General features: G+C 71.9%; 26 protein-coding genes. 16 read left to right on the top strand and 10 right to left on the bottom strand.

The genetic code is table 11. The annotated features are described in order from the left end of the window. Positions 1 to 657, bottom strand: a complete 657-nt coding sequence (locus LNK82_RS13270; protein ID WP_230567262.1) for a metallophosphoesterase family protein — start codon at positions 655 to 657, stop codon at positions 1 to 3. Positions 658 to 763: 106 nt separating this feature from the next. On the opposite strand from LNK82_RS13270, the gene LNK82_RS13265 reads away from it, so the two are divergent. Next, positions 764 to 1,849, top strand: coding sequence for a DUF2332 domain-containing protein (locus LNK82_RS13265; RefSeq protein WP_230567261.1), 1,086 nt, complete (start codon positions 764 to 766; stop codon positions 1,847 to 1,849). Between the two features lie 134 nt (positions 1,850 to 1,983). On the opposite strand, the gene corA is transcribed toward LNK82_RS13265, so the two are convergent. Further along, on the bottom strand, positions 1,984 to 3,060 hold the full coding sequence (corA, locus tag LNK82_RS13260; RefSeq protein WP_230567260.1) for a magnesium/cobalt transporter CorA: 1,077 nt from the start codon (positions 3,058 to 3,060) through the stop codon (positions 1,984 to 1,986). A gap of 296 nt (positions 3,061 to 3,356) precedes the next feature. Between corA and LNK82_RS13255 the strand changes: the two genes are divergently transcribed. Both LNK82_RS13255 and LNK82_RS13250 read left to right on the top strand, forming a co-directional pair. Next, a complete protein-coding gene (locus LNK82_RS13255; RefSeq protein ID WP_053716239.1) occupies positions 3,357 to 3,860 on the top strand; it encodes a MaoC family dehydratase in 504 nt (167 codons plus the stop codon). Between the two features lies 1 nt (position 3,861). Next, positions 3,862 to 4,947: a DUF2332 domain-containing protein gene (locus tag LNK82_RS13250; protein WP_230567259.1), complete on the top strand. Its 1,086-nt coding sequence runs from the start codon at positions 3,862 to 3,864 to the stop codon at positions 4,945 to 4,947. A gap of 13 nt (positions 4,948 to 4,960) precedes the next feature. Here the strand turns inward: LNK82_RS13250 and LNK82_RS13245 are convergent, their stop codons facing one another. After that, positions 4,961 to 5,374: an NUDIX hydrolase gene (locus LNK82_RS13245; protein ID WP_230567258.1), complete on the bottom strand. Its 414-nt coding sequence runs from the start codon at positions 5,372 to 5,374 to the stop codon at positions 4,961 to 4,963. Between the two features lie 142 nt (positions 5,375 to 5,516). On the opposite strand from LNK82_RS13245, the gene LNK82_RS13240 reads away from it, so the two are divergent. From LNK82_RS13240 to LNK82_RS13220, 5 genes are read left to right on the top strand one after another with little or no spacing between them, the layout of a single operon-like run. Further along, positions 5,517 to 5,675: a hypothetical protein gene (locus tag LNK82_RS13240; protein ID WP_170185132.1), complete on the top strand. Its 159-nt coding sequence runs from the start codon at positions 5,517 to 5,519 to the stop codon at positions 5,673 to 5,675. A 40-nt stretch (positions 5,676 to 5,715) separates the two neighbouring features. Next, complete coding sequence (locus tag LNK82_RS13235; protein WP_073896001.1) at positions 5,716 to 6,276, top strand: PH domain-containing protein; 561 nt, start codon at positions 5,716 to 5,718, stop codon at positions 6,274 to 6,276. Positions 6,277 to 6,290: 14 nt separating this feature from the next. Then, positions 6,291 to 7,148 carry a PHP domain-containing protein gene (locus LNK82_RS13230; RefSeq protein ID WP_230567257.1) on the top strand — a complete coding sequence of 286 codons (858 nt, stop codon included), beginning with the start codon at positions 6,291 to 6,293 and terminating at the stop codon, positions 7,146 to 7,148. 45 nt (positions 7,149 to 7,193) lie between these two features. Next, a complete protein-coding gene (locus LNK82_RS13225) occupies positions 7,194 to 8,033 on the top strand; it encodes a RecB family exonuclease (protein ID WP_230567256.1) in 840 nt (279 codons plus the stop codon). A gap of 10 nt (positions 8,034 to 8,043) precedes the next feature. Then, positions 8,044 to 8,346: a hypothetical protein gene (locus LNK82_RS13220; protein ID WP_230567255.1), complete on the top strand. Its 303-nt coding sequence runs from the start codon at positions 8,044 to 8,046 to the stop codon at positions 8,344 to 8,346. Between the two features lie 36 nt (positions 8,347 to 8,382). Here the strand turns inward: LNK82_RS13220 and LNK82_RS13215 are convergent, their stop codons facing one another. The 3 genes from LNK82_RS13215 to LNK82_RS13205 form a co-directional block, all read right to left on the bottom strand. Further along, positions 8,383 to 9,255 carry an alpha/beta fold hydrolase gene (locus tag LNK82_RS13215; RefSeq protein ID WP_230567254.1) on the bottom strand — a complete coding sequence of 291 codons (873 nt, stop codon included), beginning with the start codon at positions 9,253 to 9,255 and terminating at the stop codon, positions 8,383 to 8,385. A gap of 42 nt (positions 9,256 to 9,297) precedes the next feature. Next, positions 9,298 to 10,680, bottom strand: coding sequence for an Rv3212 family protein (locus LNK82_RS13210; protein ID WP_230567253.1), 1,383 nt, complete (start codon positions 10,678 to 10,680; stop codon positions 9,298 to 9,300). 775 nt (positions 10,681 to 11,455) lie between these two features. Further along, positions 11,456 to 13,099: a DEAD/DEAH box helicase gene (locus LNK82_RS13205; protein WP_372470480.1), complete on the bottom strand. Its 1,644-nt coding sequence runs from the start codon at positions 13,097 to 13,099 to the stop codon at positions 11,456 to 11,458. A 345-nt stretch (positions 13,100 to 13,444) separates the two neighbouring features. Here LNK82_RS13205 and LNK82_RS13200 point away from each other — a divergent pair, with 345 nt between their 5' ends. Next, positions 13,445 to 14,140, top strand: a complete 696-nt coding sequence (locus LNK82_RS13200; RefSeq protein WP_230567251.1) for a ferritin-like fold-containing protein — start codon at positions 13,445 to 13,447, stop codon at positions 14,138 to 14,140. A gap of 41 nt (positions 14,141 to 14,181) precedes the next feature. Continuing rightward, on the top strand, positions 14,182 to 14,412 hold the full coding sequence (locus LNK82_RS13195) for a DUF3107 domain-containing protein (protein ID WP_230567250.1): 231 nt from the start codon (positions 14,182 to 14,184) through the stop codon (positions 14,410 to 14,412). A 97-nt stretch (positions 14,413 to 14,509) separates the two neighbouring features. Here the strand turns inward: LNK82_RS13195 and LNK82_RS13190 are convergent, their stop codons facing one another. After that, entirely contained in the window at positions 14,510 to 14,812 is a 303-nt protein-coding gene (locus tag LNK82_RS13190; RefSeq protein ID WP_230567249.1) for a DUF4873 domain-containing protein, read from the bottom strand. Beyond that, positions 14,812 to 15,546: a TetR/AcrR family transcriptional regulator gene (locus tag LNK82_RS13185; protein WP_230567248.1), complete on the bottom strand. Its 735-nt coding sequence runs from the start codon at positions 15,544 to 15,546 to the stop codon at positions 14,812 to 14,814. The genes LNK82_RS13190 and LNK82_RS13185 overlap by 1 nt, the downstream gene beginning before the upstream one ends. Before the next feature lie 84 nt (positions 15,547 to 15,630). On the opposite strand from LNK82_RS13185, the gene LNK82_RS13180 reads away from it, so the two are divergent. Together LNK82_RS13180 and LNK82_RS13175 are read left to right on the top strand one after the other, a co-directional pair. Continuing rightward, positions 15,631 to 16,530 carry an AurF N-oxygenase family protein gene (locus LNK82_RS13180; RefSeq protein WP_230567247.1) on the top strand — a complete coding sequence of 300 codons (900 nt, stop codon included), beginning with the start codon at positions 15,631 to 15,633 and terminating at the stop codon, positions 16,528 to 16,530. Next, positions 16,527 to 17,408 carry an alpha/beta fold hydrolase gene (locus LNK82_RS13175; RefSeq protein WP_230567246.1) on the top strand — a complete coding sequence of 294 codons (882 nt, stop codon included), beginning with the start codon at positions 16,527 to 16,529 and terminating at the stop codon, positions 17,406 to 17,408. The genes LNK82_RS13180 and LNK82_RS13175 overlap by 4 nt, the downstream gene beginning before the upstream one ends. Before the next feature lie 100 nt (positions 17,409 to 17,508). Here the strand turns inward: LNK82_RS13175 and LNK82_RS13170 are convergent, their stop codons facing one another. Further along, positions 17,509 to 18,156: a TetR/AcrR family transcriptional regulator gene (locus tag LNK82_RS13170; RefSeq protein ID WP_053716225.1), complete on the bottom strand. Its 648-nt coding sequence runs from the start codon at positions 18,154 to 18,156 to the stop codon at positions 17,509 to 17,511. Between the two features lie 140 nt (positions 18,157 to 18,296). On the opposite strand from LNK82_RS13170, the gene LNK82_RS13165 reads away from it, so the two are divergent. The 3 genes from LNK82_RS13165 to moeZ all read left to right on the top strand — a co-directional run bounded on the left by LNK82_RS13165 (position 18,297) and on the right by moeZ (position 21,665). Beyond that, the gene (locus LNK82_RS13165) at positions 18,297 to 19,280 is read left to right on the top strand and encodes an alpha/beta fold hydrolase (protein WP_230567245.1); all 984 of its coding nucleotides are present in this window, start codon (positions 18,297 to 18,299) and stop codon (positions 19,278 to 19,280) included. A gap of 82 nt (positions 19,281 to 19,362) precedes the next feature. Then, on the top strand, positions 19,363 to 20,391 hold the full coding sequence (locus tag LNK82_RS13160; RefSeq protein ID WP_230567244.1) for a DUF3152 domain-containing protein: 1,029 nt from the start codon (positions 19,363 to 19,365) through the stop codon (positions 20,389 to 20,391). A gap of 101 nt (positions 20,392 to 20,492) precedes the next feature. Then, positions 20,493 to 21,665, top strand: coding sequence for an adenylyltransferase/sulfurtransferase MoeZ (gene moeZ, locus LNK82_RS13155; RefSeq protein ID WP_230567243.1), 1,173 nt, complete (start codon positions 20,493 to 20,495; stop codon positions 21,663 to 21,665). Between the two features lie 52 nt (positions 21,666 to 21,717). Here the strand turns inward: moeZ and LNK82_RS13150 are convergent, their stop codons facing one another. Further along, the gene (locus tag LNK82_RS13150) at positions 21,718 to 22,704 is read right to left on the bottom strand and encodes a serpin family protein (protein WP_230567242.1); all 987 of its coding nucleotides are present in this window, start codon (positions 22,702 to 22,704) and stop codon (positions 21,718 to 21,720) included. A 117-nt stretch (positions 22,705 to 22,821) separates the two neighbouring features. On the opposite strand from LNK82_RS13150, the gene LNK82_RS13145 reads away from it, so the two are divergent. Then, the gene (locus LNK82_RS13145; protein ID WP_230567241.1) at positions 22,822 to 23,616 is read left to right on the top strand and encodes a TIGR02569 family protein; all 795 of its coding nucleotides are present in this window, start codon (positions 22,822 to 22,824) and stop codon (positions 23,614 to 23,616) included. Positions 23,617 to 23,690 lie beyond the last annotated feature (74 nt).

Here is a 23,690-nt window from a genome sequence, read left to right as displayed (position 1 = left end):
TCAGGGCACTGGGACGTCCAACACCTGGTAACCCACGACGTTCACCACGCGGGTCGAGCCGAGCACGCGGTCCGGCTTCACCTGGCCGTGCGGGTGGATGTGCCCGTGCAGCATGACCGGTGGCCGCAACCGCCGCACGGCCTCGTGCAGGCAGGCGAACCCCCGGTGGGGCGGGTCCGGCTCGTCGCCGCAGCCCAGCGGCGGCGAGTGGGTGAGCAGCACGTCCACCCCGCGCCCGTCGCGCCACCGCCGCCACCGGGCCGCCCGCAGCACGCCGCGCAGCCGACGAGCCTGCTGCCGCTCGGTCCACTGGTTCGGCCCGCCGCTGTACCGCACGGACCCGCCGAGCCCGGCGATCCGCAGCCCGGCGACGTCGACCACCCGCCCGTCCGCGTTCACGCCGCCCGCCGGACCGGGCCAGCGCGCCGGGAGGCCCGCCTTCGTCCACAGGCCCCGGACGTTGGTGTACCCGGTCAGGTCCGCGTCGTGGTTGCCCGGCACGAACACGCACGGCCGGTCCAACGCGCCGGCCAGGAACTCCAGGTAGTCGAACGGCAGGTCACCGGCCGCGACGACCAGGTCGACGTCGTGCCGGCGCACCCGGTCGGTCCACAACGACTCGACCACCTCGTCCGCCACCGCGAGCACCCTCGGCACCCACCGAGCCTAAGCGCCGGCGCGGTCGGAGACACCTCGTCGGTGAAAGGGTGAACAACGCGTTCCTCCCCCTGCCGCACAAGGGAAATCGGGTTAACGTCACAGGGTGCTCGCCGAGCTGTTCCTCGACGCGTCCCGCGCCTGCGACGTCCACAGCCCGCTCACCCGCACCCTGCTGGTGGCCGCGGCGGACGACCTGGCCCGCGGCGGCATCACCGCGCGGGTGATGGCGGGCGCCGAGTGCGACCGGCACGGCACCGTGCCCGGCCTGCGGTTCGCGGGCGCCCTGCACCGGCTCGTCCTGGAGGGCCGCGCGCCGACGCTGGCCAAGCACTACCCGACGGCCGGCGGCCGACCCGACCTGGGCGCGCTCTGGGACGACGCGCTGACCGTGCTGCACGAGCACACCGACGAGCTGCACGCCCTGGTCACGTCCACCGTCGTGCAGACCAACGAGCCGGGCCGCAGCGCGCCCCTGTTCGGCGGCCTGCAGACCGCCACCCACCTGGCTGCGGCCGAGGTCGGCAGGCGGGCCACGTTCCCGATCCGCCTGCTGGAGGTCGGCGCGTCCGGCGGGCTGAACCTGCGCCCGCACCGCGTCGCCTACCGGGTCGGCGGCGAGACGTTCGGCGACCCGGGCAGCCCGTTCGCCCTCGACCCGGGGTGGACCGGCAGGCCGCCCGTCGACCTGCGCCACAACCTGCGCCTGGTCCGGCGCGCGGGCTGCGACCTCAACCCGGTCGACGTGTCCACAGAGGACGGGCGGCTGCACCTGTCGTCGTTCGTCTGGGCCGACCAGCCGGCCCGCTTCGACCGCCTCCAGGCCGCCGTCGAGCTGGCCAGGCTCGACCCCGTCCCGGTGCGGCGGGCGACGGGCCCCGAGTGGCTGGCCGAGCAGCTCGCCCGCCCGGAGCGCGACGTGCTGACCGTCGTCTGGCACTCGGTCGTCTGGCAGTACGTGTCACCGGCCGACCGCGCCATGGGCCGCGCGATCCTGGCCGACGCCGCCTCCCGGGCCACCCCGATGGCGCCGCTGGCGCTGCTGGTCTTCGAGCCGCGCCGCACCCACACCGCGGGCACGTACGAGTTCCGGCTGCTCCTCAAGCTGTGGCCGGCCGGCGTCTCGCTGCGCCTGGGCACGGGTGTGGGGCACGGCATCCCGTTCGCGTGGGACACCGCGCCCTGGAACTGAGCGGTCAGCTCCCGTTCGCGATCAGCAGGGTCACCGTGGCGAGCCAGCCGATGAGGAAGGTGAGCACCCAGAACCGCAGGTTCGTGAACATCCTGGACATGGGGGGACATCCCGTCGCGGGAAGGGGAGGGGGTCTACAGCCAGCGGTTGCGACGGAATATTCGGTACAGGGTGAGGCAGACCACGAGGATCACGGCGATCACCATGGGGTAGCCGTACTTCCAGTGGGTCTCCGGCATGTAGTCGAAGTTCATGCCGTACACGCCGACCACCATGGTCGGCACGGAGATGATCGCCACCCAGGCGGCGAGCTTGCGCATGTCCGAGTTCTGCTGGAGCGTGATCTTCGCCAGCACGGCGTTGACCAGCGTGGTCAGCAGCTCGTCGAAGTTGATCACGCGTTCGGACACCTCGGTGAGGTGGTCGTCCACGTCGCGGAAGTACGAGCGCACCTGCTCGGGGATCAGCGGGGTGTAGCCCTCCGCCAACCGCCGCAGCGGCACGGCCAGCGGCATCACCGCCCGGCGCAGCTCCAGCACCTCGCGCTTCATCAGGTAGATCTGGTCGGCGCTGACCCGGCTGCGCGGCTGGAAGACCAGCGCCTCCATCTGGTCGATGTCGTCCTCGATGTGATCGGTGACGTCGAGGTAGTTGTCGACCACGTGGTCGGCGATCGAGTACAGCACCGCCGCCGGCCCCGAGCGCAGCCGTTCCGGCTCCTCCTCCAGCTCGCGCCGCACGGCCGCCAGCCCCGAGTGGTTGCCGTGCCGGACCGTCACCACGAAGTCGCGGCCGAGGAACACCATGATCTCGCCGCTCTCGACGATCTCGTTGGCGGTGTCCGGCGACGAGTTCTGGATGTACCGGACCGTCTTGAGCACCATGAACAGCATGTTGTCGTAGCGCTCGAGCTTGGGCCGCTGGTGCGCGTGCACGGCGTCCTCGACGGCCAGCTCGTGCAGCCCGAACGTGTCCGCGACGCCCTGGATCTGCTCCTCGTCCGGCTCGTGCAGCCCGATCCAGACGAACCCGTCGCCGCGCTTGCGCACCTCCTCGACCGCGTCGACGTGCGACCAGCGGCCGGGCAGGCGCGTGCCGTCGACGTAGACGCCGCAGTCCACGACGTACCGCGCCAGCGGCACGGGGATGGGCACCGAGGGTCGATCCTGCGCGCGGCCTCTCAAGCCGCCGAGCGAGGGCAAGCTGGGCACGGGTCCTCCAGGTGGGGAGCGTCGACTCGACGAACGACGACGGCACGTCCCGACCGGTACCGCTGGGCCTAGCTGTGGAAAGCCGGCTCCCCGATGAGGACGCGCGAGGTACTCGCAGGATGGGGGTCGTTACTCATCGGTAGTCCTCACCTCCTCGGGTCGGCTGGCCGCGGCGGTGTAGTCGCTCACAGACCAGTTGCCGAGGGTACTCCCCCGGTGCTCACACTGTCGTCCCGGTCGGAGTGGTCCTCGATCACACCGACCTCACACTGGTAGCCGGCCAACGGAGGCGTGCGGTGCAGTTCGGGCGTTACTACGAGGAGTTCGAGGTCGGCGCGGTCTACAAGCACTGGCCCGGCAAGACGGTCACCGAGTACGACGACCACCTGTTCTGCCTGCTCACGATGAACCACCACCCGCTGCACATGGACGCGCACTACGCGGCGGAGACCACCGACTTCGGCAAGAACGTCGTCGTCGGCAACTACGTCTACTCGCTGCTGCTGGGCATGTCGGTGCCCGACGTGTCGGGCAAGGCCATCGCCAACCTGGAGGTGGAGTCGCTCAAGCACGTCAAGCCCACGTTCCACGGTGACACCATCTACGGTGAGACCGAGGTGCTGGACAAGACGCCGTCGAAGTCCAAGGACGACCGCGGCGTGGTCTACGTCGAGACCCGCGGGTACAAACAGGATGGAACGGTCGTCTGCGTGTTCCGCCGGAAGGTCATGGTGCCCAAGCGCTCCTACGGCGAGGCGCGCGGCGGCGAGCAGCCGGGCAGGCCCGAACCCAAGGAGTGACGTGACCTCGCTGGATCTGGTGCGGCAACGACTGGCCCGGTTCGCGACGAGCGAGGCGCACGGCGTCTCGCCGCTCTACGAGCACCTGGCCTCGCACGCCGCCGACGATCCGGAGGTCGCCGGTCTGCTGACCGCCGCCCCGGAGCGGTTCGCGCACGCGACCCTGCTCCTGGCGGCGGCGCACCGGCTGGTGCAGGCCGAGCCGTTCCACGCGCTGTCCCGGTACTACCCGTCGCTGGGCGGCACGTACGGCGCGGACGAGAGCACCTGGCGGCTGTTCCGCGAGTTCGTGCTCGACCGGGCCGACAAGGTGCGCGAGCTGGTCGCCACCCGGACCGTGCAGACCGACGAGGTGCGGCGGGCCCCGCTGCTCTACCCGGCGCTGGCGCGGGTCAAGGGGCCGGTCGGGCTGCTGGAGGTCGGCTGCTCGGCCGGCCTGCTGCTCGGCCTGGACCAGTACGGCTACCGCTACCAGACCCAGCAGGCGGGCCAGCTCGTCGCGGGGCCCGCCAAGGCGGCGCTCGGGCTGCACTGCGCGCTGGAGCTCGCGCCCGGCGCGGAGCTGCCGAAGATCCCCAAAACGGTGAAGATCGCGGCCAAGGTCGGGCTGGACCGGGCGCCCGCCGACCTGACCGACGAGGACACGTACGCGTGGCTCGAGGCGTGCGTGTGGGCCGACCAGCCGGAGCGGCTGCGGCTGTTCGGCGTGGCCGCGACCGTGCAGCGCAAGTCGCCGCCGGAGTTCGTGGTCGGCGACGCGGTGGCCGACCTCGGCAAGGCCGCCGACCGCGTGCCCGAGGACCTGCCGCTGGTGGTCCTGACCAGCAACGTCCTGCCGTACGTCGCGGGGGAGGAGTTCGTCGGCGCGCTGCGCGGGCTCGGCCGCCCGGTGTGGTGGCTGAGCCACGAGGCGTACGCGGCGGGCCTCGTCCACGTGCTGCCGGGACGGGACGACCTGCGGCCCGGCGCGGACGAGCCGGCCTTCGACGTGATCGGGCTGGTCCGGTTCGAGGGCGGCGACGTGCGGTCGGCGCAGGCGTTGGCCCGGACGGCGCCGCACGGCCAGCGGTTGGTGTGGCTCCCCTGATCGGGGGAGGCGATCACGAACGGGGGAGTTGGCCCCAGGCGTCGAGGGTCTCGTGGAGCATCTCGGTCAGTGGAAGTGTGGCCAAGATCGCAGCGTCGGCCCAGCGCGCGTCCACCGCGTCGTCCCCTGGTCGGAGGACGCCGGATCGCACCTGGCAGGCGTAGTCGTGGATCTCGTAGACACCGCGTGGCGCCGGACGGGTGACGCTGCCGATCAACGCCCCGACCGTCACGGAGAGTCCCGTCTCCTCGCGCAGTTCCCGCACAATTGCGGTCTCGTCGGATTCGCCGGGTTCGACTCGGCCACCCGGTAACGACCACAGTCCCTCACCTGGAGCATTGCCCCTTCTCACGAGTAGCAGTCGCCCGTTCGAGTCGTGGACGATGCCGCCGACACAGCGGATCCGGAGCTCACGTTCGGCCGTCACGATCACCAAGCGTAGTCACACCGGGTTGGCGGTGCAGGACGCTGACCCAAGTGCGGTACAAATCTCCCGACGTGTCGCGGAGTGCGGTACAACGGTTTTCACTGGCGCCAAACGGGTGCGGTAGCGAACGGGGTTGATCACCGTGAATCTGAAGAAGATTCTCACTTTCGCCGGGGTCGGCTTGGTCCTGTTCTTCCTCATCGCGGAGCCTCAGCAGGCGGCTCAGCTGGTGCAGAACATCCTGGGCACCCTGCGGGAAGCCGCTGAGGCGCTCATCACCTTCGTGAAACAATTGTTCTGAGTCGACCGGCTCCTCCCTCCCACGGCGAGAGGTCGAAGGCATGTTCGCACCACGGGACCCCGACGAGTACCTGCTCCCCACGGAGCGTCGGGTCATCCGGGTACGCAGGCACTGGAGCAGTCTGCTCTGGGATCTCCTCGAGGCGGGCGCGCTGCTCGCCGGCGCGATGATGATCTCGTACCTGCTGCCCGACAACGCGGGCATCATCCAGAACATCCTCTGGTACGCCTCGCTGTTCGTGCTGCTCAGGCTGGCCTACTTCGTCATGGAGTGGTGGGTGGAGCGGATCGTCGTCACCGACAAGAGGTTCATGATCTCCTCGGGGGTCTTCGAGACCAAGGTCGCCATGATGCCGATCAGCAAGGTCACCGACCTCACCTACGAGCGGTCGGTGCTCGGGCGCATGTTCGGCTTCGGGACCCTGGTCGTGGAGTCGGCGGGTCAGATCCAGGCCCTCAACCGGATCGAGTACCTGCCCAACCCCGAGGAGGTCTACGACGCCATCTCGGAGTTGACCTTCGGTGACAAGAAGGCCCAGGCGGAGCGCTTCTCGATGATCAAGGCGCAGCGGGCGGCGCGCGGCAAGAAGATGGTGCCGTAGGTCAGACTGGGTGGGTGCGCATCGACCTGCACACCCACTCGACCGAGTCCGACGGCACCGACACGCCCGCGGAGTTGGTGGCGGCCGCGGCCGCCACCGGCTTGACCGCGGTCGCGCTCACCGACCACGACACCGCAGCCGGCTGGGCGGAGGCGGCCAACGCGCTGCCACCCGGCTTGAAGCTGGTGCGCGGCGCCGAGCTGTCCTGTGCCTCCGACGACGGCCGGGGTCGGGTCATCACCGTCCACCTGCTCGCCTACCTGTACGACCACACCTCGCCCGCGTTGGTCGAGGAGCAGCTGCGGCTGCGCCTGGAACGACGCCACCGGCTGCGCCGGATGGCCGAGCGGATGGTCGCCGACGGGTTCCCCATCGACCCGGACGAGCTGATGGCGGCCATGCCGACCGACGCGCCGGCCGGACGTCCCCACCTCGCCATGGCGTTGATCCGGGCCGGTGTCGTGTCCACCGTCAACGAGGCGTTCGCCAAGTACCTGACCGGTGGCCGGTACTACGTGCCGCGCACCGACACGCCCGTGGCGCGGGCGATCGAGATGATCGCGGAAGCCGGCGGGGTGACCGTCCTGGCGCACCCCTTCGCCACCTCGCGCGGCCCGATCGTGACCGACCAGGTGGTGGCCGACCTGGCCGGGCTGGGACTCGCCGGCGTCGAGGTCGACCACCCCGACCACGACCCGGGGACTCGGGCGAGGCTGCGCGGCCTGGCGGGGGAGCTGGGCCTGCTGATCACCGGTTCCAGCGACTACCACGGCACGAACAAGACCGTGCGGCTCGGCGCGGAGACGACCTCGCCGGACGTGCTGGACGCCCTGGCCGATCGGGCAACCGGGTGCAAGATCCTGGTCGGTTGAGGTAGCTCTTCGAGAACTGTCGGACTCCCTCGGTAGCGTGGGGGCGTGCAGGAGCAGCTTGGGTTCGACTTCGGCGCGATGCCGAAGAAGTTGGTGCGGGTGACGCCGGCGAAGCTCGCCACGTGGGCGGACTGCCCGCGCCGCTTCCGCATGGCCTACCTCGACCGGCCGTCGCCGCCGCGCGGTGGGGCGTGGGCGCACAACACCCTCGGCGCGGTCGTGCACAACGCGTTGAAGGCGTTGTTCGACCTGCCCGCCCAGCGCCGCACGCCCGAGCAGGCGGTCGCGCTGCTGCACCGGCAGTGGAAGAACGACGGGTTCCGGGACGCCGAGCAGGCGGGCGTGTACCGGGACCGGGCGGTCGGGTGGGTGCGCGACTACGTCACCGAGCTGGACACGTCGATCGAGCCGGTCGGCATCGAGCGCTGGGTGTCCACGCCCACGTCGAAGATCGTCGCCGAGGGCCGCGTCGACCGGATCGACCTGCGCGACGGCGAGCTGGTGATCGTCGACTACAAGACCGGGCGGCACGCGCTGACCGTGGACGACGCGCGGGGCTCGCAGGCGCTGGCCCTGTACGCGCTGGCGGCCCGGCGGACGCTGCGCAAGCCGTGCCACCGGGTCGAGCTGCACCACCTGCCCACGGGCACGGTGTCGGTGTGGGAGCACACCGAGGAGAGCCTGGGGCGGCACGTGTCGCGGGCCGAGGAGGCGGCGGACGAGCTGCGGCTGGCCACCGACACGCTGGAGGCGGGCGGCGACCCGGAGATCCTGTTCCCGCCGCGCACCGGGAACCAGTGCACGTGGTGCGACTTCCGCCGGTCGTGCCCCGAAGGGCAACGCGCGGCGCCGTCGCTCGACCCGTGGGCGTTGCTCGCGCCGTAGAGTTGGCCGCGTGACGATGGTGGACAGCGGACCCGAACCACGCCTGGCCAGGGTGTGGCGCGGCGTCAGCGGCGCGCTCGCCGTCGGCTTGGTGCTGCTGACGTTGGGCTTGATCGGCGTGCAGGTCTACGCGGGCACCCGCGACCTGCCCGGACCTGGGCTGGACGTGGTGGCCGGGCACGGCGTGGCGGCCGTCGCCGCGGTGGTGGCGCAGGTCGTGGCCGACCGCCGCCGGGGCTGGGCGGTGGCGTTGTGCGGCCTGCTGGTCGTGCTGCTGGCGGCGTCGACCCTGTGGTTCTTCTGGTGGGCTTAGCCCCTGGCCGAAGCGCTCGACAGGGCCTGCGCCCGGTCAGGACAGCCAGGCGCGCCAGGTCGGCAGGAGCGTGGCCAGCAGGGCGTCCGGGGCCTCGGTGTTCGGGTTGTGCATGACGCCGGGCAGCACGGCGAAGTCGGCGTCGAGGCGTTCGGCCATGTCCCGCTGGCTCGCGGCCGACCAGGAGTCGTCCAGGTCGCCGCACACGACCAGGCACGGGATGCCGTTGGACCGGGCGACCCTGGCCAGCTTGGCGACCAGGTCCGGTTCGGCGCGCAGCGCCTCGCCCATGCCGAGCAGCCCGACGGGTGACGAGCGGACGAACCGCTCCCGGTAGAAGTCCTTCAGCTCCTGGGGCACCATCCGCCAGCGCGGGTTGAGCGCGTGGCGGGTCTCGTTGACCTCCTGCGACGCCTCGATGCCCTGCTCGCGGAGGACGATCTCGCCGTAGTCCAGCGCGGTGCGGCGCTCGCCCGGCGGCAGTTCGGACGGGCCGGACGACATCAGCGTCAACCCCGCGACGGGCGCGCCGGCCAGCACCGCACCGCGGGCCACGAGTCCACCGAACGAGTGACCCAGCAGCAGAACCCGCCTGCCCTCGGCGGCCAGCTTCGCGACCAGTTCGGCCACCGACGCGCCCAGCGCCTCGGGCCGGTAGTCGGATTCGAGGAGCGGGCCGGGCGACTCGTACTGGCCCGGCAGGTCGATCGCCACGACCTCGATCCCGGCGTCGGCTATCGGGTCGAACAGCGGCGCGAAGTCCTCTTTGGACCCCGTGTAGCCGGGGAGGAGCAGCGCGGTCGCGCCGAGGTCGGGTCCGGCGGCGGGCGCGTGCAGGGCCGCGATCGGTCCGTGCCTGCCGGGCAGGTCCACGCGTTGCGCCCGGTGCGGGCTGAACTGCGAGTGCACGTCTGGCAGTCTGCCGCACCGGGCGCGCGGGCGCGTGGCGCGTTACCGCAGTGCGACGAGCGTGCCGCCGCGCTGCTCCAGCACGACCGGGCCCTCGGTGGCCATCTCGATCGGGCCGGCGTGGTCGCCGCGGTCGACCGGGACCGAGGCGATCTCCTCGCCGGTGATCTGGTCGAGCACCTTCAGCCCGTCGTCGACCGGCAGCAACAGCCGCCCGGCGAGCGTCGTGCCCGCGCCGAGGGTGTCGTTCGCGGTCCACAGCGGGTTCAGCTCGGTCAGCGACAGTGCGACCGTCTTCGACCCGGTGAACCAGTAGACGTTCGCGGTGCTGGTGAACGTCGACGCCACCCGCCCGGGCGGGTCGCCCGCGAGTTCGTCGGCGGTGACGTCGACCGGGTAGCTGCCGATCGAGGAGCCGGTCTCGGAGTCGAACACCACGATCCGACCCGGCACGGCCAGCGCGACCCGGTTCGCCGTCACCGCGATCACCCGGGCGCCGTTCTCTCCGGTCACGGTGGAGGTGATGACCTGCGGCTCGTCGGACTTCTCGGGGTTGGGCTTGAGGATCGTGAGGCGGTCTGAGGGGTCCAGGGCGGGGCAGCGCTCGATCAGCGCGATCTTGCCGCCGGTGACCGCGAACGAGTGGTACGTGCAGCCGGTGCGCGGCTGCTTGTTCGGGTTCACGATCGCGCGCAGGGCGCCGTACTCCATCGAGCGGACCAGGTCGTCGCGGCGGTAGACCTCGACGTACGTGCCGCCAGTGGTGAGCACGTGCGAGCCCTCGTTCAGCAGGCGGGTGCCGAACTCGGCGTCGCCGTTGCGCTGCGGTCCGCGCTTGCCGGAGGCGTTCTCGAGGGTGGTGACCTCGGAGCAGTTGGTGTCCTTGCGGTGCACCGCGAACACCCGGCCCCAGGCCGTGGAGACGGTGCAGAGGGGCAGGTCGCGGGCGTAGCGCCAGCGGACGTCGCCGGTGAGCGCGTCGCGGCCGACGACCTCGCCGCCATCGCCCGTGACGACGACCGAGTCGAGGTTCACCGGCACCGGCGTCGCGCCGCTGGGGGCGCGCCAGATCTCGGACAGCGTCGGCGGCATCGCGGTGACGGGCTGCAGCGGGGTGATCTCGGACGGGCCGGTCTGGCTGACGGTGTTGCGGGCGTCGCTGGTCAGCCACAGCACGAGGCTCGCCACCAGCACCGCGACCACGACCAGGGCGAGGCCGATGAAGTCGCCCCTGGTGCGCCACGACCTGGACGGCACCGGCTCGTGCGGCTCGTCGTCGTGCGGCTTGGCGCCGTGCGGTCCGTCGTCGTGCGGTTCGCCGCCGTCGTCGTGCGGCTCGACCTGGGATTCGACGGGCTGCGCCAGGACGTCTTCCTCGTCCAGCACGACCTGCCCGTTCGACTCCGCCTGCTCCGGCTGGCCCACTGCCCGGCTCCCGATGTCGGTGATCTATCGCGTTTCGTCTGGCGACATGCTGCCACCACCGGGAAGAGGTCGGTGTGAGGCGGCGGCACCGACCGTTCCCCGCGGCGTTCCACGGCCCTGCGCTCCACCCGTTCCGGCGCGGCGCTGACGCGGCTCCGGCACGGCTGCGGCGTGGCCTGACCGTGCTGGCGCGGGGCCGTTTCGGCGGCTCCGCCCGTGCCGGCGCGGGGTCGCGTCGGCGGCTCGGCCGTTGCGGCGCGGGCCTTGCTGCTTCGGCCGTTGCGCCGCGGGCTGTGCCCGACTGCTCCGACCGTGCTGCTCCGACCGTGCCGGCGGGCCGTGTCGAGCGGCTCCGACCGTGCCGGCGCGGGCTGTGGTGTCCGCGACCTGGCCCGGTCCGTTCACCCGCCCGCCTTGGCCCGGCCCGTGGCCCGTTCACCGCTGTCCGGTGTTCGGGCCGGGCGGCGTGCCGTGGCCGGCGGGTGCGGCCTGCCGTCCGTTTCCGGCGGCCCGGTCCTCGTGGTCCGGGCCGGTTCCGGTTCCGGCGGCGGGTGTTGCGTGCCGTTCGTGCCGGTGCCCGGGCGTCCTGGTGGCCCGGTCGCCGTGGCGGGCGGCGGGTGGGTTGCCCAGGGGGCCGGGTTGGTTCGGGGCTCCTCGTTTTCAACCGAGGTGCGGTAACAGTGTTTCCGTACATTTTCGGGCGATGATCACCCGATCGTGTTGCCGGTCGAGTCGGGCAGCGCTCTCCAACCGCGCTGCCCACCACGATCGTTCCCTACTCGGCCGGTGCGGACTCGGCCGACTCGCCGCCCGTGCGGCGGCGCCGGCGCCTGCGGGGGCGTTCGGCGTCACCGGCGGACGAAACCGACGACTCCGGTGCACCTGCGGTGACCTCGGCGGACGCCTCGGCGACCGGTCCGCTCTCACCGCCGGCCGGCGACACGCCACCACGGCTGCGGCGGCGCTTGCGCGGCCTGGTGCCGCCCTCCTCGCCCGACCCGGAGCCGGTGGTGCTGCCGCCGCCGTTGCCGGACTCGGTGGCCGGGGCCGCGTCACCCGCCCGACCGCTGCGCCGGCGCTTGCGCGTCTTCTTCTCGCCCTTGAGGTTCTCCTCCGGCTCGGCGTCCAGGCCCGCGCGCGTGCGCAGCCCCAACGGCAGCCGACCGGTCGAGCCCGCCGGGATGTCCAGGTCCGCGAACAGGTGGTCGGACGTCGAGTACGTCTCCACCGGCTCCGGCTTGCCCAGGTCGAGCGTGTCGCTGATCATCTTCCACCGGGGCATCTCGTCCCAGTCGACCAACGTCACCGCGACGCCCGTGCGCCCCGCCCGACCGGTGCGGCCGATGCGGTGCACGTAGGTCTTCTCGTCCTCGGGGCACTGGTAGTTGATCACGTGCGTGACGCCCTCGACGTCGATGCCGCGGGCCGCCACGTCGGTGGCCACCAGCACGTCGATCTTGCCCGAGCGGAACGCCCGCAGCGCCTGCTCGCGCGCGCCCTGCCCCAGGTCACCGTGCACGGCCGCCGCGGCGAAACCGCGTTCGACCAGGTCGTCGGCCACCTTCTGGGCGGTGCGCTTGGTCCGGGTGAACACCATGGACAGGCCGCGCTCGCGGGACTGCAACGCCCGCGCCAGCAGCTCCGACTTGTCCAGCGCGTGCGCCCGGTAGACGAACTGCTCGGTGCGCTCGTGGATGGCGCCCGCGTCGTTCTCCTCGGCCCGCACGTGCGTGGGCTGGTTGAGGAACGTGCGCGCCAGCGTGATGATCGGGCCGGGCATGGTCGCCGAGAACAGCATGGTCTGCCGCTCGTCGGGCACCATGCGCAGGATCCGCTCGATGTCGGGCAGGAAGCCCAGGTCGAGCATCTCGTCGGCCTCGTCGAGCACCAGCCCGCGCACCTTGCCGAGCACCAGGTGGCGCTGCTCGGCCAGGTCGAGGAGCCGGCCCGGCGTGCCGACGACCACGTCGACGCCCTTGCGCAGCGCCGCGATCTGCGGCTCGTACGGCCGGCCGCCGTAGATGGCCAGCACGCGCACGTTGAGGTGCTTCGCCGCGTCCGTCAGGTCGTGGGTGACCTGCAGGCACAGCTCACGCGTCGGCACGACGACGAGCGCCTGCGGCGTCCCGTCACCGGGCGTGACGATGCGCTGGAGCAGCGGGATGCCGAAGCCCAGCGTCTTGCCGGTGCCGGTGCGGGCCTGGCCGATGACGTCGTCACCGGCCAGCGCCAGCGGCAGCGTCAGCTCCTGGATGGCGAACGTGCGGTGGATGCCCGCCTCGGCCAGGGAGCGCACGATCTCCTCGCGCACGCCCAGCTCGCCGAACGTGGGCGAATCGGGTTTGACCGGGGCGTCGGCCACGAGCGGGTGCGAGGTGTCGTCCTCGGGGACACCCGCCTCGCTGTGCTCCAAGGCCACCGGGTCGATATGTGTCTCTTCGTTCGTCGCGGTCAGGATGATCGCCTCTCTCGTACCAGCGCGCCACGGCCTGTACGGGCCACTCGACCGCGTCACCGCCACTCGGCCGGGGGCCGGGCGGGTCGCGGGAGGGCCAGCGAGGTGTGTGCGCGCACCCTCTCCTGGCGGCACGGTGCCGCCGCAGTTCAGCCTTCGGCACCGCTGCGAGCCCCCACTGGGCCGCGCCGCGCCGGGCGTCATCTGTCGAGTCTACCCGCCGACTAGGCCGATCGGGCTGGTTCGCGGCGTCGAGTGCGGTTTCGCGTGCCCAGGGTGTTGCCAACGACACCCGACTAGGCTCGTGGCATGAGCGACCCGGGAGTGGATGCAGCGGTGGGCCAGGTTGCGGTGGGTGACGGTGGCCAGGTGGCGGAGGGTGTCGTGGACCTCCTCGGCGCGCTCGCGTACGGCGAGCTGTCGGCGTTCGACCGGCTCGCCGAGGACGCCAGGACCGCGCCCACGCTGTCCGGGCGTGCCGCGCTGTCGCAGATGGCGGCGGCCGAGATCGGTCACTACGCGCTGCTGGACCGGTACCTGGCCGAGCGCGGCCACTCGCTGGAGGAGGCCATGCGGCCGTTCGCCGCGGGCTTCGACGGCTTCCACGCCTCCACGGCGCCGCGCTCGTGGCTGGAGTCGCTGGTGAAGGCCTACGTCGGGGACGCCCTGGCGGCCGACTTCTACCGCGAGGTCGCCGAGTGGCTGGACGAGCCGACCAAGGAGCTGGTGCTGGCGGTGCTGGCCGACACGGGCCACTCGGCGTTCGCCGAGCGCGAAGTCCGGTCCGCCTGCGACGACGACCCGAAGCTGCGAGACCGGCTCACGTTGTGGGGTCGCCGGCTGCTCGGCGAGGCATTGACGCAGGCCCAGTACGTGGTGGCGGAGCGGGACGGGCTCGCGGAGCTGATCGTGCGCGGCTCGGGCGACCTCGCGGGCATCGCGGCGCTGTTCCGGCGGCTGCAGCAGAGCCACACGCGCCGCATGGCGGCCCTCGGGCTCGGCTAGGGTTGGTGTTCGAAAGCCATCAACGCCGCACGGAGGTCAGCGTGGAGGTCAGGGTCGGGATCGCGGACAGCCCGCGGGAGCTCGTGGTGTCCAGCGGGCTCACCCCCGAAGAGGTCGAGGCGCAGGTCGCGGACGCGCTGAAGGCCGGCACCGGGCAGCTCGTGCTGGTCGACCAGAAGGGCGCCCGCTACGTGGTGCCCGCGGCGCGCATCGCGTACGTGGAGATCGGTCCGAGCGACTCGCGCCGGGTCGGGTTCGTCTCCGGCGACTGAGCGTCCGCGCGGCGCGCAGCCGAGCGAACTTCGCCCGGGCGACCGGGCACGAGAAGGGGCACCCGATCGGGTGCCCCTTCCGCGTTTCCCGCCCTGGTCAGCCCACCGTGAACGGCGGCGTGGAGGTGCCCGCCACGCGGTAGCGCCGCCAGGGGTCGGGGTCGGTCAGCGAACCGGTCGCCGAGCCGTCGGGCGTGCGCAGCAGCGCGGTCCGCGCACCACCCTCCACCAGCTCGGTCACCTGCTCGTTCGCGCCGACCCGGCCGTACCAGTGGTAGCGGCCGTCGATGGGCTGGAAGTAGCCGCGCAGCTCGACGCTGACCGGCACCTCCTGCTGGTCGAACACCAGCACGGCCGCGCCGGTGTAGCCCTCTTCGTCGTGCTCGTGCCCTTCGGACATCACGCCTCCTCGACGTCGACGACCCGCAGCCGGGGTCCTTCGTGCCGGTCACCATCGGTGAACTCGGTGGTCAGCGGCGCCTCCGGGTCGAGTGCCACGCCCGCGGAGCGGAGCAGGCCGTCGATGGCGTGCCAGATGATCGTGGTCAGGTAGTCGCTCAGGCTCGCCCGCGTCATCGACTGCCGGTCGAGCCACCAGTCGCCGGCGTTCTGCACCATGCCGACCAGCGCGTGCGCCCACGGCTCGGCGCCGCCGGAGTCCATGTCGAACGCCCGCAGGTAGTCGCCGAGCAGCCGGGCCAGGGCCGCCGCGATCAGCTGCTTGTCCTCGTTGACCACGTCCTGCTCGACCGGCCGGTCGGTGAACGACTTGCGCACCACGAACCGGTACAGGTTGGGGTGCTCCTCGATCACGGACAGGTACGCGTCGACGATGCCCTGGATGCGGGGGCGGATCGGACCGTCGAGGTCGATCGCGGGCCCCATCTTGTCCATGAGCATCTCGGTGCCGCGCCGGCCGACGGCGAGGTAGAGGTCGGACTTGTCGGCGAAGTGCCGGTAGAGCACCGGCTTGCTGACGCCCGCCTCGGCGGCGATCTCGTCCATGCCCACGTCCGGGCCGTGCTTGGCGACGGCGCGGATCGTGGCCTCCACGAATTCGGCGCGCCGCGCCTCGCGGTGCCCCTTCCACCGTTCCCGGCGGGCGTCGGTGCCGCCCTTGACAGTTCGAGCCATGTGACGCACGCTACCAGAAGTAACCGTTACCTCAAGTTACAGATAACTCGAGTCACAGATAACTCTCCCCGGGAGGGACCACCGATGACGAAGGCCTTGAAGGTCGCGGACCGCGAGAAGACCGCCGAGCGCCTGCTCAACTCCTCGGCCGACAAGTTCTACGACCCCGAGGTCGACATCGACTGGTCCGCACCGCTGGTCGACGGCCTGCGGTACACGCCGGAGCACCGGTGCTCGCTGTACGGCACCGAGCTGTGGGACCGGATGAGCCCGGAGCAGCGCGTCGACCTGTCCCGGCACGAGGTCGCGAGCGTGGCCAGCGTCGGCCTGTGGTTCGAGATCCTGCTGATGCAGATGCTGCTCAAGGAGGTCTACCGCTCGGACCCGACGACCAAGCACGCGCAGTACGCGCTGACCGAGGTCGCCGACGAGTGCCGGCACTCGACGATGTTCGCCCGGATGGTCGAGACGATCGGCTGCCCGCCCTACGGCCCCCGCCAGTACACCTACCAGCTGGGCAAGCTGCTGCCGGTGATCGGCTACGGGCCCGCCCTGTACGGGTCGATCCTGGTCGCCGAGGAGATGCTGGACCGGTTGCAGCGCGAGACGATGGCCGACGAGACCGTGCAGCCGCTGGTGCGCATGGTCAACCGGATCCACGTGCTCGAAGAGGCCCGGCACGTGCGGTTCGCGCGGGAAGAGGTCGTGCGCGGCATGGCGAAGCTGACCAAGAAGGAGCTGCCCTACCAGCGGTGGCTGCTCGCGACCACGTCCATGTTCATCACCCGGTCGCTGATCAACCCGGACGTGTACGCGGCCGTGGGGCTGGACAAGGACGAGGCGCACAAGGCCGCGCTGGGCAACCCGCACTGGCAGGAGAGCATCCGCTGGTCGGGCGAGCGGATCATGAAGTTCCTGGACGAGGTCGGGCTGGTCGGCAAGCCGGGCATGCGCGCGTGGCGCCGCTCGTTCCTGCTCGGATGAGGGCTCGGGTGGACGCGCCGCGGGCGTCCGACCAGCGGTTCGTGACCTCCGACGGCACGGCGCTGCACGTGGTGGACAGCGGGCCGCCGGAGGCCGAGGTGACCACCGTGCTGCTGCACGGCTGGACGCTGGACCACACGTCGTGGGACCCGGTGGCGCCGGCGCTGCCGGGACGCGTGCTGCGGTACGACCACCGGGGTCACGGCGGCTCGGCGCCCGCGCCGGTCGGGACGGCGACGATCGCGCGGTGCGCGGACGACCTGGCCGAGCTGGTGGCGGCCCGCGTGCCGACCGGGCGGCTCGTGCTGGCCGGTCACTCGATGGGCGGCATGACGATCATGGCGTTGGCCGAGCAGCACCCCATGCTGCTCGACCGCGTCGACGGCGTCGTCCTGATCGCCACCTCTTCGGGTGAACTCGCCGGGTCGACGCTGGGGCTGCCGGGGCCGTTCGGCCGGGCGTTCGTGGCGGGGGAGAAGGCCGTCAACCGGCAGATCGTCCGGTTGCGCCGGGCTGAGCTGCTCAAGCGCACCGAGGTGGTCCGGCCGGGGCTGCGGTGGCTGCTGTTCGGCAAGCGGCCGTCGTGGCGGGACGTGGCGATGACGGCCGCGATGGTCGGCCGCTGCCACCCGGTGAGCATGGTCGGGTTCCGGGACTCGCTCGACGAGCACGACCGGCGCAAGGCGCTGGCCGGGCTGGCGGGGATCCGGACGGTCGTGCTGGCGGGCGCGGAGGACCGGCTGACGCCGTTGCGGCACGCGCGCGTGCTGGCCGACGAACTGCCGCACGCCGAGCTGGTGATCCACCTGGGCGCCGGCCACATGCTGCCCCTGGAGCGGGCTGAGGAAGTCGCAGCACACATCACGGCGTTGCATTGACCCGCCTCCGGCAGGTCGGCGAGGCCGCCTGGAAGTCGGCAGGTCGCGCTGCTGTGACTGCGGTGAGGGCCGTCGTCGGGGACGGCCCTCACCGCACGGCTCAGTGCTGCAGGGGGAAGCCGCCGCCGATGCCCCGCCAGGCGAGGTTCGAGATCAGGGCGACCGCGTCCTCCTTCGCGAGCTTCCGGTCGTCCGCGAGCCACGCGCGTGCCGTGACCTGCGACAACCCCACCAGGCCGACCGCGAGCAACCGCGCGCGGTGCTCGTCGAGGCCCGCGTCGGCGGTGATCGTGTCGGTGATGGCCTCCACGCTGTCCGTCGTCGCCCGCTCCACGGCGCGCGCCACCGCGGGCTCGCCGCGCAGGTCCGACTCGAACACCATCCGGAACGCCTGGCCCTCGCCGTCCACGAAGTCGTAGAACGCGGCGACCGCGGCCTTCACCCGCTGCTTGTTGTCCGTCGTGGACGCCAGCGCACCGCGCACGCGGTTCACCAGCTCGTCCACGTGGGACTCCAGCAGCGCCATGTACAGCTCGAGCTTGCCGGGGAAGTGCTGGTAGAGGACCGGTTTGCTGACCCCCGCGCGCTCCGCGATCTCGTCCATCGCGGCGGCGTGGTAGCCGTTGGTCACGAACACGTCCTGCGCCGCGGCCAGCAACTGGGCACGCCGAGCGGTTCGCGGGAGCCGCACACCCCGCCCCGCCGCGCCGCCGTGGTGCCCGACCGCAGTCTGGGCCGTCTCCGTCATGGTGCCTCCAGCCAACCAATCACTTCGCGGAACCGGGAAAGGGGTTGCCCTTCCGGCTCGTCGGCAACCTTACTCGCTGGTAGCAGCGTTCCAAGCATGCTTCCCGTTTCGTAGGACGCCCGGCCAGGCATCCTGGGGTGGTGACCGAGACGCTGGAGGCCCGCAGGACCGCCCTCACCCACGTGCCCCTGTCCACCGCGCCGCTACCTCCGCTGGACACAACGATCCAGCCGTGGCCTGGTGACTACGTCGAGGTGGGCGGGCACAGCGTGCACGTCCGCCGCACCGAGGGACCGGCCGGGTCGAGGGCCGTCTACGTGCACGGGCTGGGCGGTTCGGCGACGAACTGGACCGACCTGGCCGCGCAGTTGCGCGAGCACGTCGAGGGGCACGCGCTGGACCTGCCCGGTTTCGGCCGCTCCGAACCGATCGACGGCTACGACTTCCGGATGGCCACCCACGCGAGGGTGGTCATCGAGTACATCGAGTCGCTCGGCCCCGACCCGGTGCACCTGTTCGGCAACTCCATGGGCGGCGCGATCACGCTGATGGTCGCCGCCACCCGGCCCGACCTGGTCCGCACCCTGACCCTGGTCTCGCCGGCCGTGCCGGACCTGCGGCCGAGCCTGCGCCGGGTGTCGGACCGGCGGCTGCCGCTGGCGTTCCTGCCGGTCGTCGGCCCGCGGGTGCAGGCGCAGCTGGCCGCGATGACGCCGCGTGAGCGCACCCACCAGATGCTGCGGCTGTGCTTCGCCGAGCCCCACTCGGTGCCGGCGAACCGGATCGAGCAGAGCGAGCGGGAGTACACCGAGCGGTCCGCGCAGGCGTGGGCCGGCAACGCGCTCAGCGCCAGCACCGTCGACCTGATCCGCTCGTGGCTGGTCCCGAGGTCGAGGTCGATGTGGCTGCTGCCGCCGAAGATCACCGCGCCGACGCTGGTCGTGTGGGGCACGGAGGACCGGCTGGTCAGCGTGCGCAAGGCGCCGCGGGTGGCCAGGCTGATCCCGCGCGGCCGGCTGTACGTGCTGCCGCGCACCGGGCACGTGGCGCAGATGGAACGGCCGGTGTCGGTCGCGCGTGCCGTGGCGGGCATGTGGGAGGCGGTCGAGCGGGGGGCGTGGTGACCCGTGATCGGTTCAGCCGACCGGTGACGCGCAGGTCACCTGCAGTCCGCCGCCGTGGTGCGGTTGTGGCACCCTGGTTGGCGTGAACCGGACGTCGCAGGGCGCGCGTGACACGGCGCCGTCCTCTGATGACCGGCCGCCGCTGTCCGAAGACCGCTACCGCCGCGGCACGCGCCGCACCGGCGCCGAGCCGCTGGCCGCGGCCTGGGAACCGGCAGGCCGGAGGCGCCGCAAGCGCCGCAGGGGTGTGAAGGGCCTGATCGCGGGCTACGGCTGGCGGATCTACGCCATTCCCGTGCTGCTCGTGCTCACGGCCCTGGTCGTGCTGGACACCGCCGCGCCCTCGACGTCCGCCGGTGGCGAGACCAACCCCACCACCGGCTCGTCCGCGACGTCGACCACCACCGGGCCGCCCGAGGCGACCGAGAGGCCGCCGGGCGACATCGACCTGAAGAACTTCCCCACCGCGCAGCTGCCGGACGGGCCGAAGTACTCCGAGCAGGGCGCGGGCACGTTCGCGGTGGTGCCGGGCGGCACCCAGCCGGCGGGTACCGGCGGCAGGCTCTACCGGTACGCGATCGCCATCGAGGACGGCGTGGAGCCGTCGGACTACAACGGCGACCGCGAGGCGTTCGCCCGCACCGTCGACGGCATCCTGGCCGACCCGCGCAGCTGGATCGGCACCGGTCAGGTGTCCATGCAGCGCGTCGAGGGCGGACCGGTCGACTTCACCGTGAGCTTGACCACCACGAACACCACCCACGCCCTGTGCGGCTACTCGATCAAGTTCGAGTCGTCGTGCTGGCACGACGGGACCAAGCGGGTCATCATCAACACGTCCCGGTGGGTGCGCGGCGGCAAGGTCTACGGCAGCGACCTCAGCGCGTACCGGACGTACGCGATCAACCACGAGGTCGGCCACGTGCTGAAGAACCCGCACGAGGGCTGCAAGGAGAACGGCAAGGCCGCGCCGGTGATGATGCAGCAGTCGTTCGGGGTGGCCAACGACTACGTCGCCCAGCTCAACCAGGTCGACTCGTCCAACCGCTACGCCGTGGAGGCCAACGGCCTGGTGTGCACCCCCAACCCCTTCCCGGTCGCACCGCAGTAAGGCCCGTCCCGAGCCTTGGGACGACTTCCCATCGGGGAAGACGGACGGGCAGGCTGGTGTTGTCCGTCGGTACAGGACATGTTTCGTCGAGGAGGACTCAGATGGCGCTTCCGCCGCTCGTGGAGCCCGCAGCGGAGCTGACCAAGGAAGAAGTAGCGCGCTACAGCCGCCACCTGATCATCCCGGACGTCGGGGTCGACGGGCAGAAGCGGCTGAAGAACGCGAAGGTCCTGGTCGTCGGCGCGGGTGGCCTGGGCAGCCCGGCCCTGCTCTACCTCGCGGCGGCGGGTGTCGGCACGCTCGGCGTGGTCGACTTCGACGTCGTCGACGAGTCGAACCTCCAGCGTCAGGTCATCCACGGTCAGTCGGACGTCGGCAAGCCCAAGGCCGAGTCGGCCCGGGACTCGGTGGCCGAGATCAACCCGTTCGTGAAGGTGGTCCTGCACCAGACCCACCTGAACTCGGAGAACGCGCTCGACATCTTCCGCGACTACGACCTGATCCTGGACGGCACGGACAACTTCGCCACCCGGTACCTGGTCAACGACGCGGCCGTGCTGCTGGGCAAGCCGTACGTGTGGGGCTCGATCTTCCGATTCGAGGGCCAGGTCAGCGTGTTCTGGGAGGACGCGCCCAACGGCCAGGGCCTGAACTACCGCGACCTCTACCCGGAGCCCCCGCCGCCCGGGATGGTGCCGTCGTGCGCCGAGGGCGGCGTGCTGGGCGTGCTGTGCGCGTCGATCGGCTCCGTCATGGTGACCGAGGCGATCAAGCTGCTGACGGGCATCGGCGACCCGCTGCTCGGCCGGCTCATGGTCTACGACGCCCTGGAGATGTCCTACCGGACCATCAAGATCCGCAAGGACCCGGAGAGCCCGAAGATCACCGAGCTGATCGACTACGAGGCGTTCTGCGGTGTCGTGTCCGACGACGCGCAGCAGGCCGCCGCGGGCAACACGATCACGCCGCTGGAGCTGAAGCAGAAGCAGGAGAGCGGCCAGGACTTCCTGCTGGTGGACGTCCGCGAGCCGCACGAGTACGAGATCGTGAAGATCCCGGGCTCGGTGCTGATCCCGAAGGACCGCATCCTGTCGGGTGAGGCGTTCGCGGAGCTGCCGCAGGACAAGCAGGTCGTGCTGCACTGCAAGTCGGGCGCGCGTTCCGCCGAGGCGCTGGCCGTGCTGCACCAGGCCGGGTTCAAGGACGCCGTGCACGTGGGCGGCGGCGTGCTCGCCTGGGCGCGCGAGGTCGACCCCTCCCTTCCGACCTACTGAGCTGACAACCGACGCCGGGGCGGCCTCCAGGGGCCACCCCGGCGTCGGGCGCTCACGGCTCGGTCACCTCGGCCAGGAACAGCAGCAGGCCCGTGCCCCGGTGGCGCACGGCCAGCAGGAACGGCCGGTCGAACCGCACCACCAGGGCCTCCCCGGGGTCGTGCCAGCCCATCGCGGCGATCATCGTGGTGGCCGCGGCGCCCTCGACCCCGTGCTCGTCGAGCGTGAGCTTCGCCTGGTGCAGCACCTGCTCCACCAGCAGCCACGAGTCGAACAGCGGGCCCGCCCCGAGCGCGCGCAGCGGCTCGACCAGTGCCGAGCCCGCCTCCAGGTCCACCTTGGGCAGGTACAGGTCGACCTCGGTGAACCGCACCCCGGTGATCAGGTCGGCGAGCGCCTCCCCGTCGAGCTCCGCCGTCGCCAGGGGCTGGTCGGGGAGCAGGGCGACGACGTCCAACGCCTCCTCGCACGGGATCAGCACGGACTGCCAGCCGTGCCGCGCGGCGTAACCCGATGCGCCGGTCCGCCGCATCGTGGGCACCATCCGCTTGCCCGACGGGGCCCGGAACTTGCGGGGCCGCGTGTCCTCCTCCGGGAAGTCCTCCGCCCACGCGCCCTTCACGTGCAGCGCGTTGACCAGGACGGCGAGGGTGCCGGGCGTGATCGCCCGGGGTGGGACGGCCTGCCGGACCAGGCCATGGGTCAGCTCGCGCACCACCTCGTTGATCACGACGTGCGCGTGCTCGTCCAGCACGAGCCGCCGCACGTCCGGGTGCTGCGCCGCCGGGGCGGCCGGGTCGACCCAGATGGTGTCGGCCGAAGTCACGGCTGGCTCGTCGGCCGCGACGGCGAGCAGCTTCGCCGTCCGGTCGACGTCGGCGCGCAGCACGTCGGCCACGGCGGGCCCGGTGTCCTCGCCGGCCACGCCCGCGGCCCGGCACAGCGCCGCGGCCACGGAGAACGGCGACCAGCAGCGGTTGCCGGCGGGCAGTGCGCGGTGCACGGCGAGCGCGAACGCGGCGTGCGTGGCTTCAGTCACAGCACAAATCCCCCTGTTGAGACCGCAATAATGCGGTTAGGCCGAATGCGTGGACACCACGTGTTCGAACGCCCGAGGTCCACCAACGGAAGGCCCGGTGCAGGTAGCGTGCCGGCCGTGACCACTCCGGAGCCGCCACCGTCGCACGTGCGCGCGGCGTTCGGCGCGCGCGACGCCGAGCCGGAGTTGATCGACGGCGGCCCGGTGTGGCGCTGCGGCGACGCGGCGATCCGGCCCGCGGGCAAGCCGGCCGAGGCCACCTGGGTGGCCAAGACCCTCGACGCGCTCGACGTCGAGAACGTGCGCGTGGCCAGGCCCCTGCGCTCCACCGACGGCCGCTACGTGGTCGGCGGCTGGGCGGCGACCAAGTACCTCTCGGGTCGGGCCGAGCCGCGGCACGACGAGGTCGTGGACGTGGCCGTCAAGCTGCACCGGGCGACCGCCGAGCTGCCGAAGCCCCGGTTCCTGGACGCGCGCGTCGACCTGTTCGCCACCGCCGACCGCTGCGCGTGGGACGAGGAGAAGGCCGACCTCGACCCCGACCTGGGCGGCCGGCTGTTCGACCTGACCGCCGCCTACCGCAAGCCCGTCGCGCTCAAGCCCCAGGTCGTGCACGGCGACCTGTTCGGCACGGTGCTGTTCGCGGGCGACGCGGCCCCGGCGATCATCGACTTCGTCGCCTACTGGCGGCCGGCGCCGTACGGCGCGGCGGTCGTCGTGGTGGACGCGCTGTCCTGGGGTGGCGCGGATCACGGCCTGCTCCAGCGCTGGGCGCATTTGGACGAGTGGCCGCAAATCCTCCTGCGGGCGACCCTGTTCCGCCTCGCGGTCCACGCGCTGCACCCCCGTTCGAGCAGACAATCTCTCGCGGGACTGGAGCGAACGGCGGCACTCGTCGTCGACCTGCTGTGAGCTCACCCTCACCGCGCGTCCCCTGAGCTGTGAAGTTCGCGTGGACGAAACATTCCACGTGCTGCCGTTAACAG

The sequence above is a fragment of the Saccharothrix luteola genome (assembly GCF_020859565.1).
Classification (GTDB): Bacteria; Actinomycetota; Actinomycetes; order Mycobacteriales; family Pseudonocardiaceae; genus Actinosynnema; species Actinosynnema luteola.
Note: the sequence above shows the minus strand (reverse complement) of the source record. Positions and strands in the feature narration are given on the sequence as shown.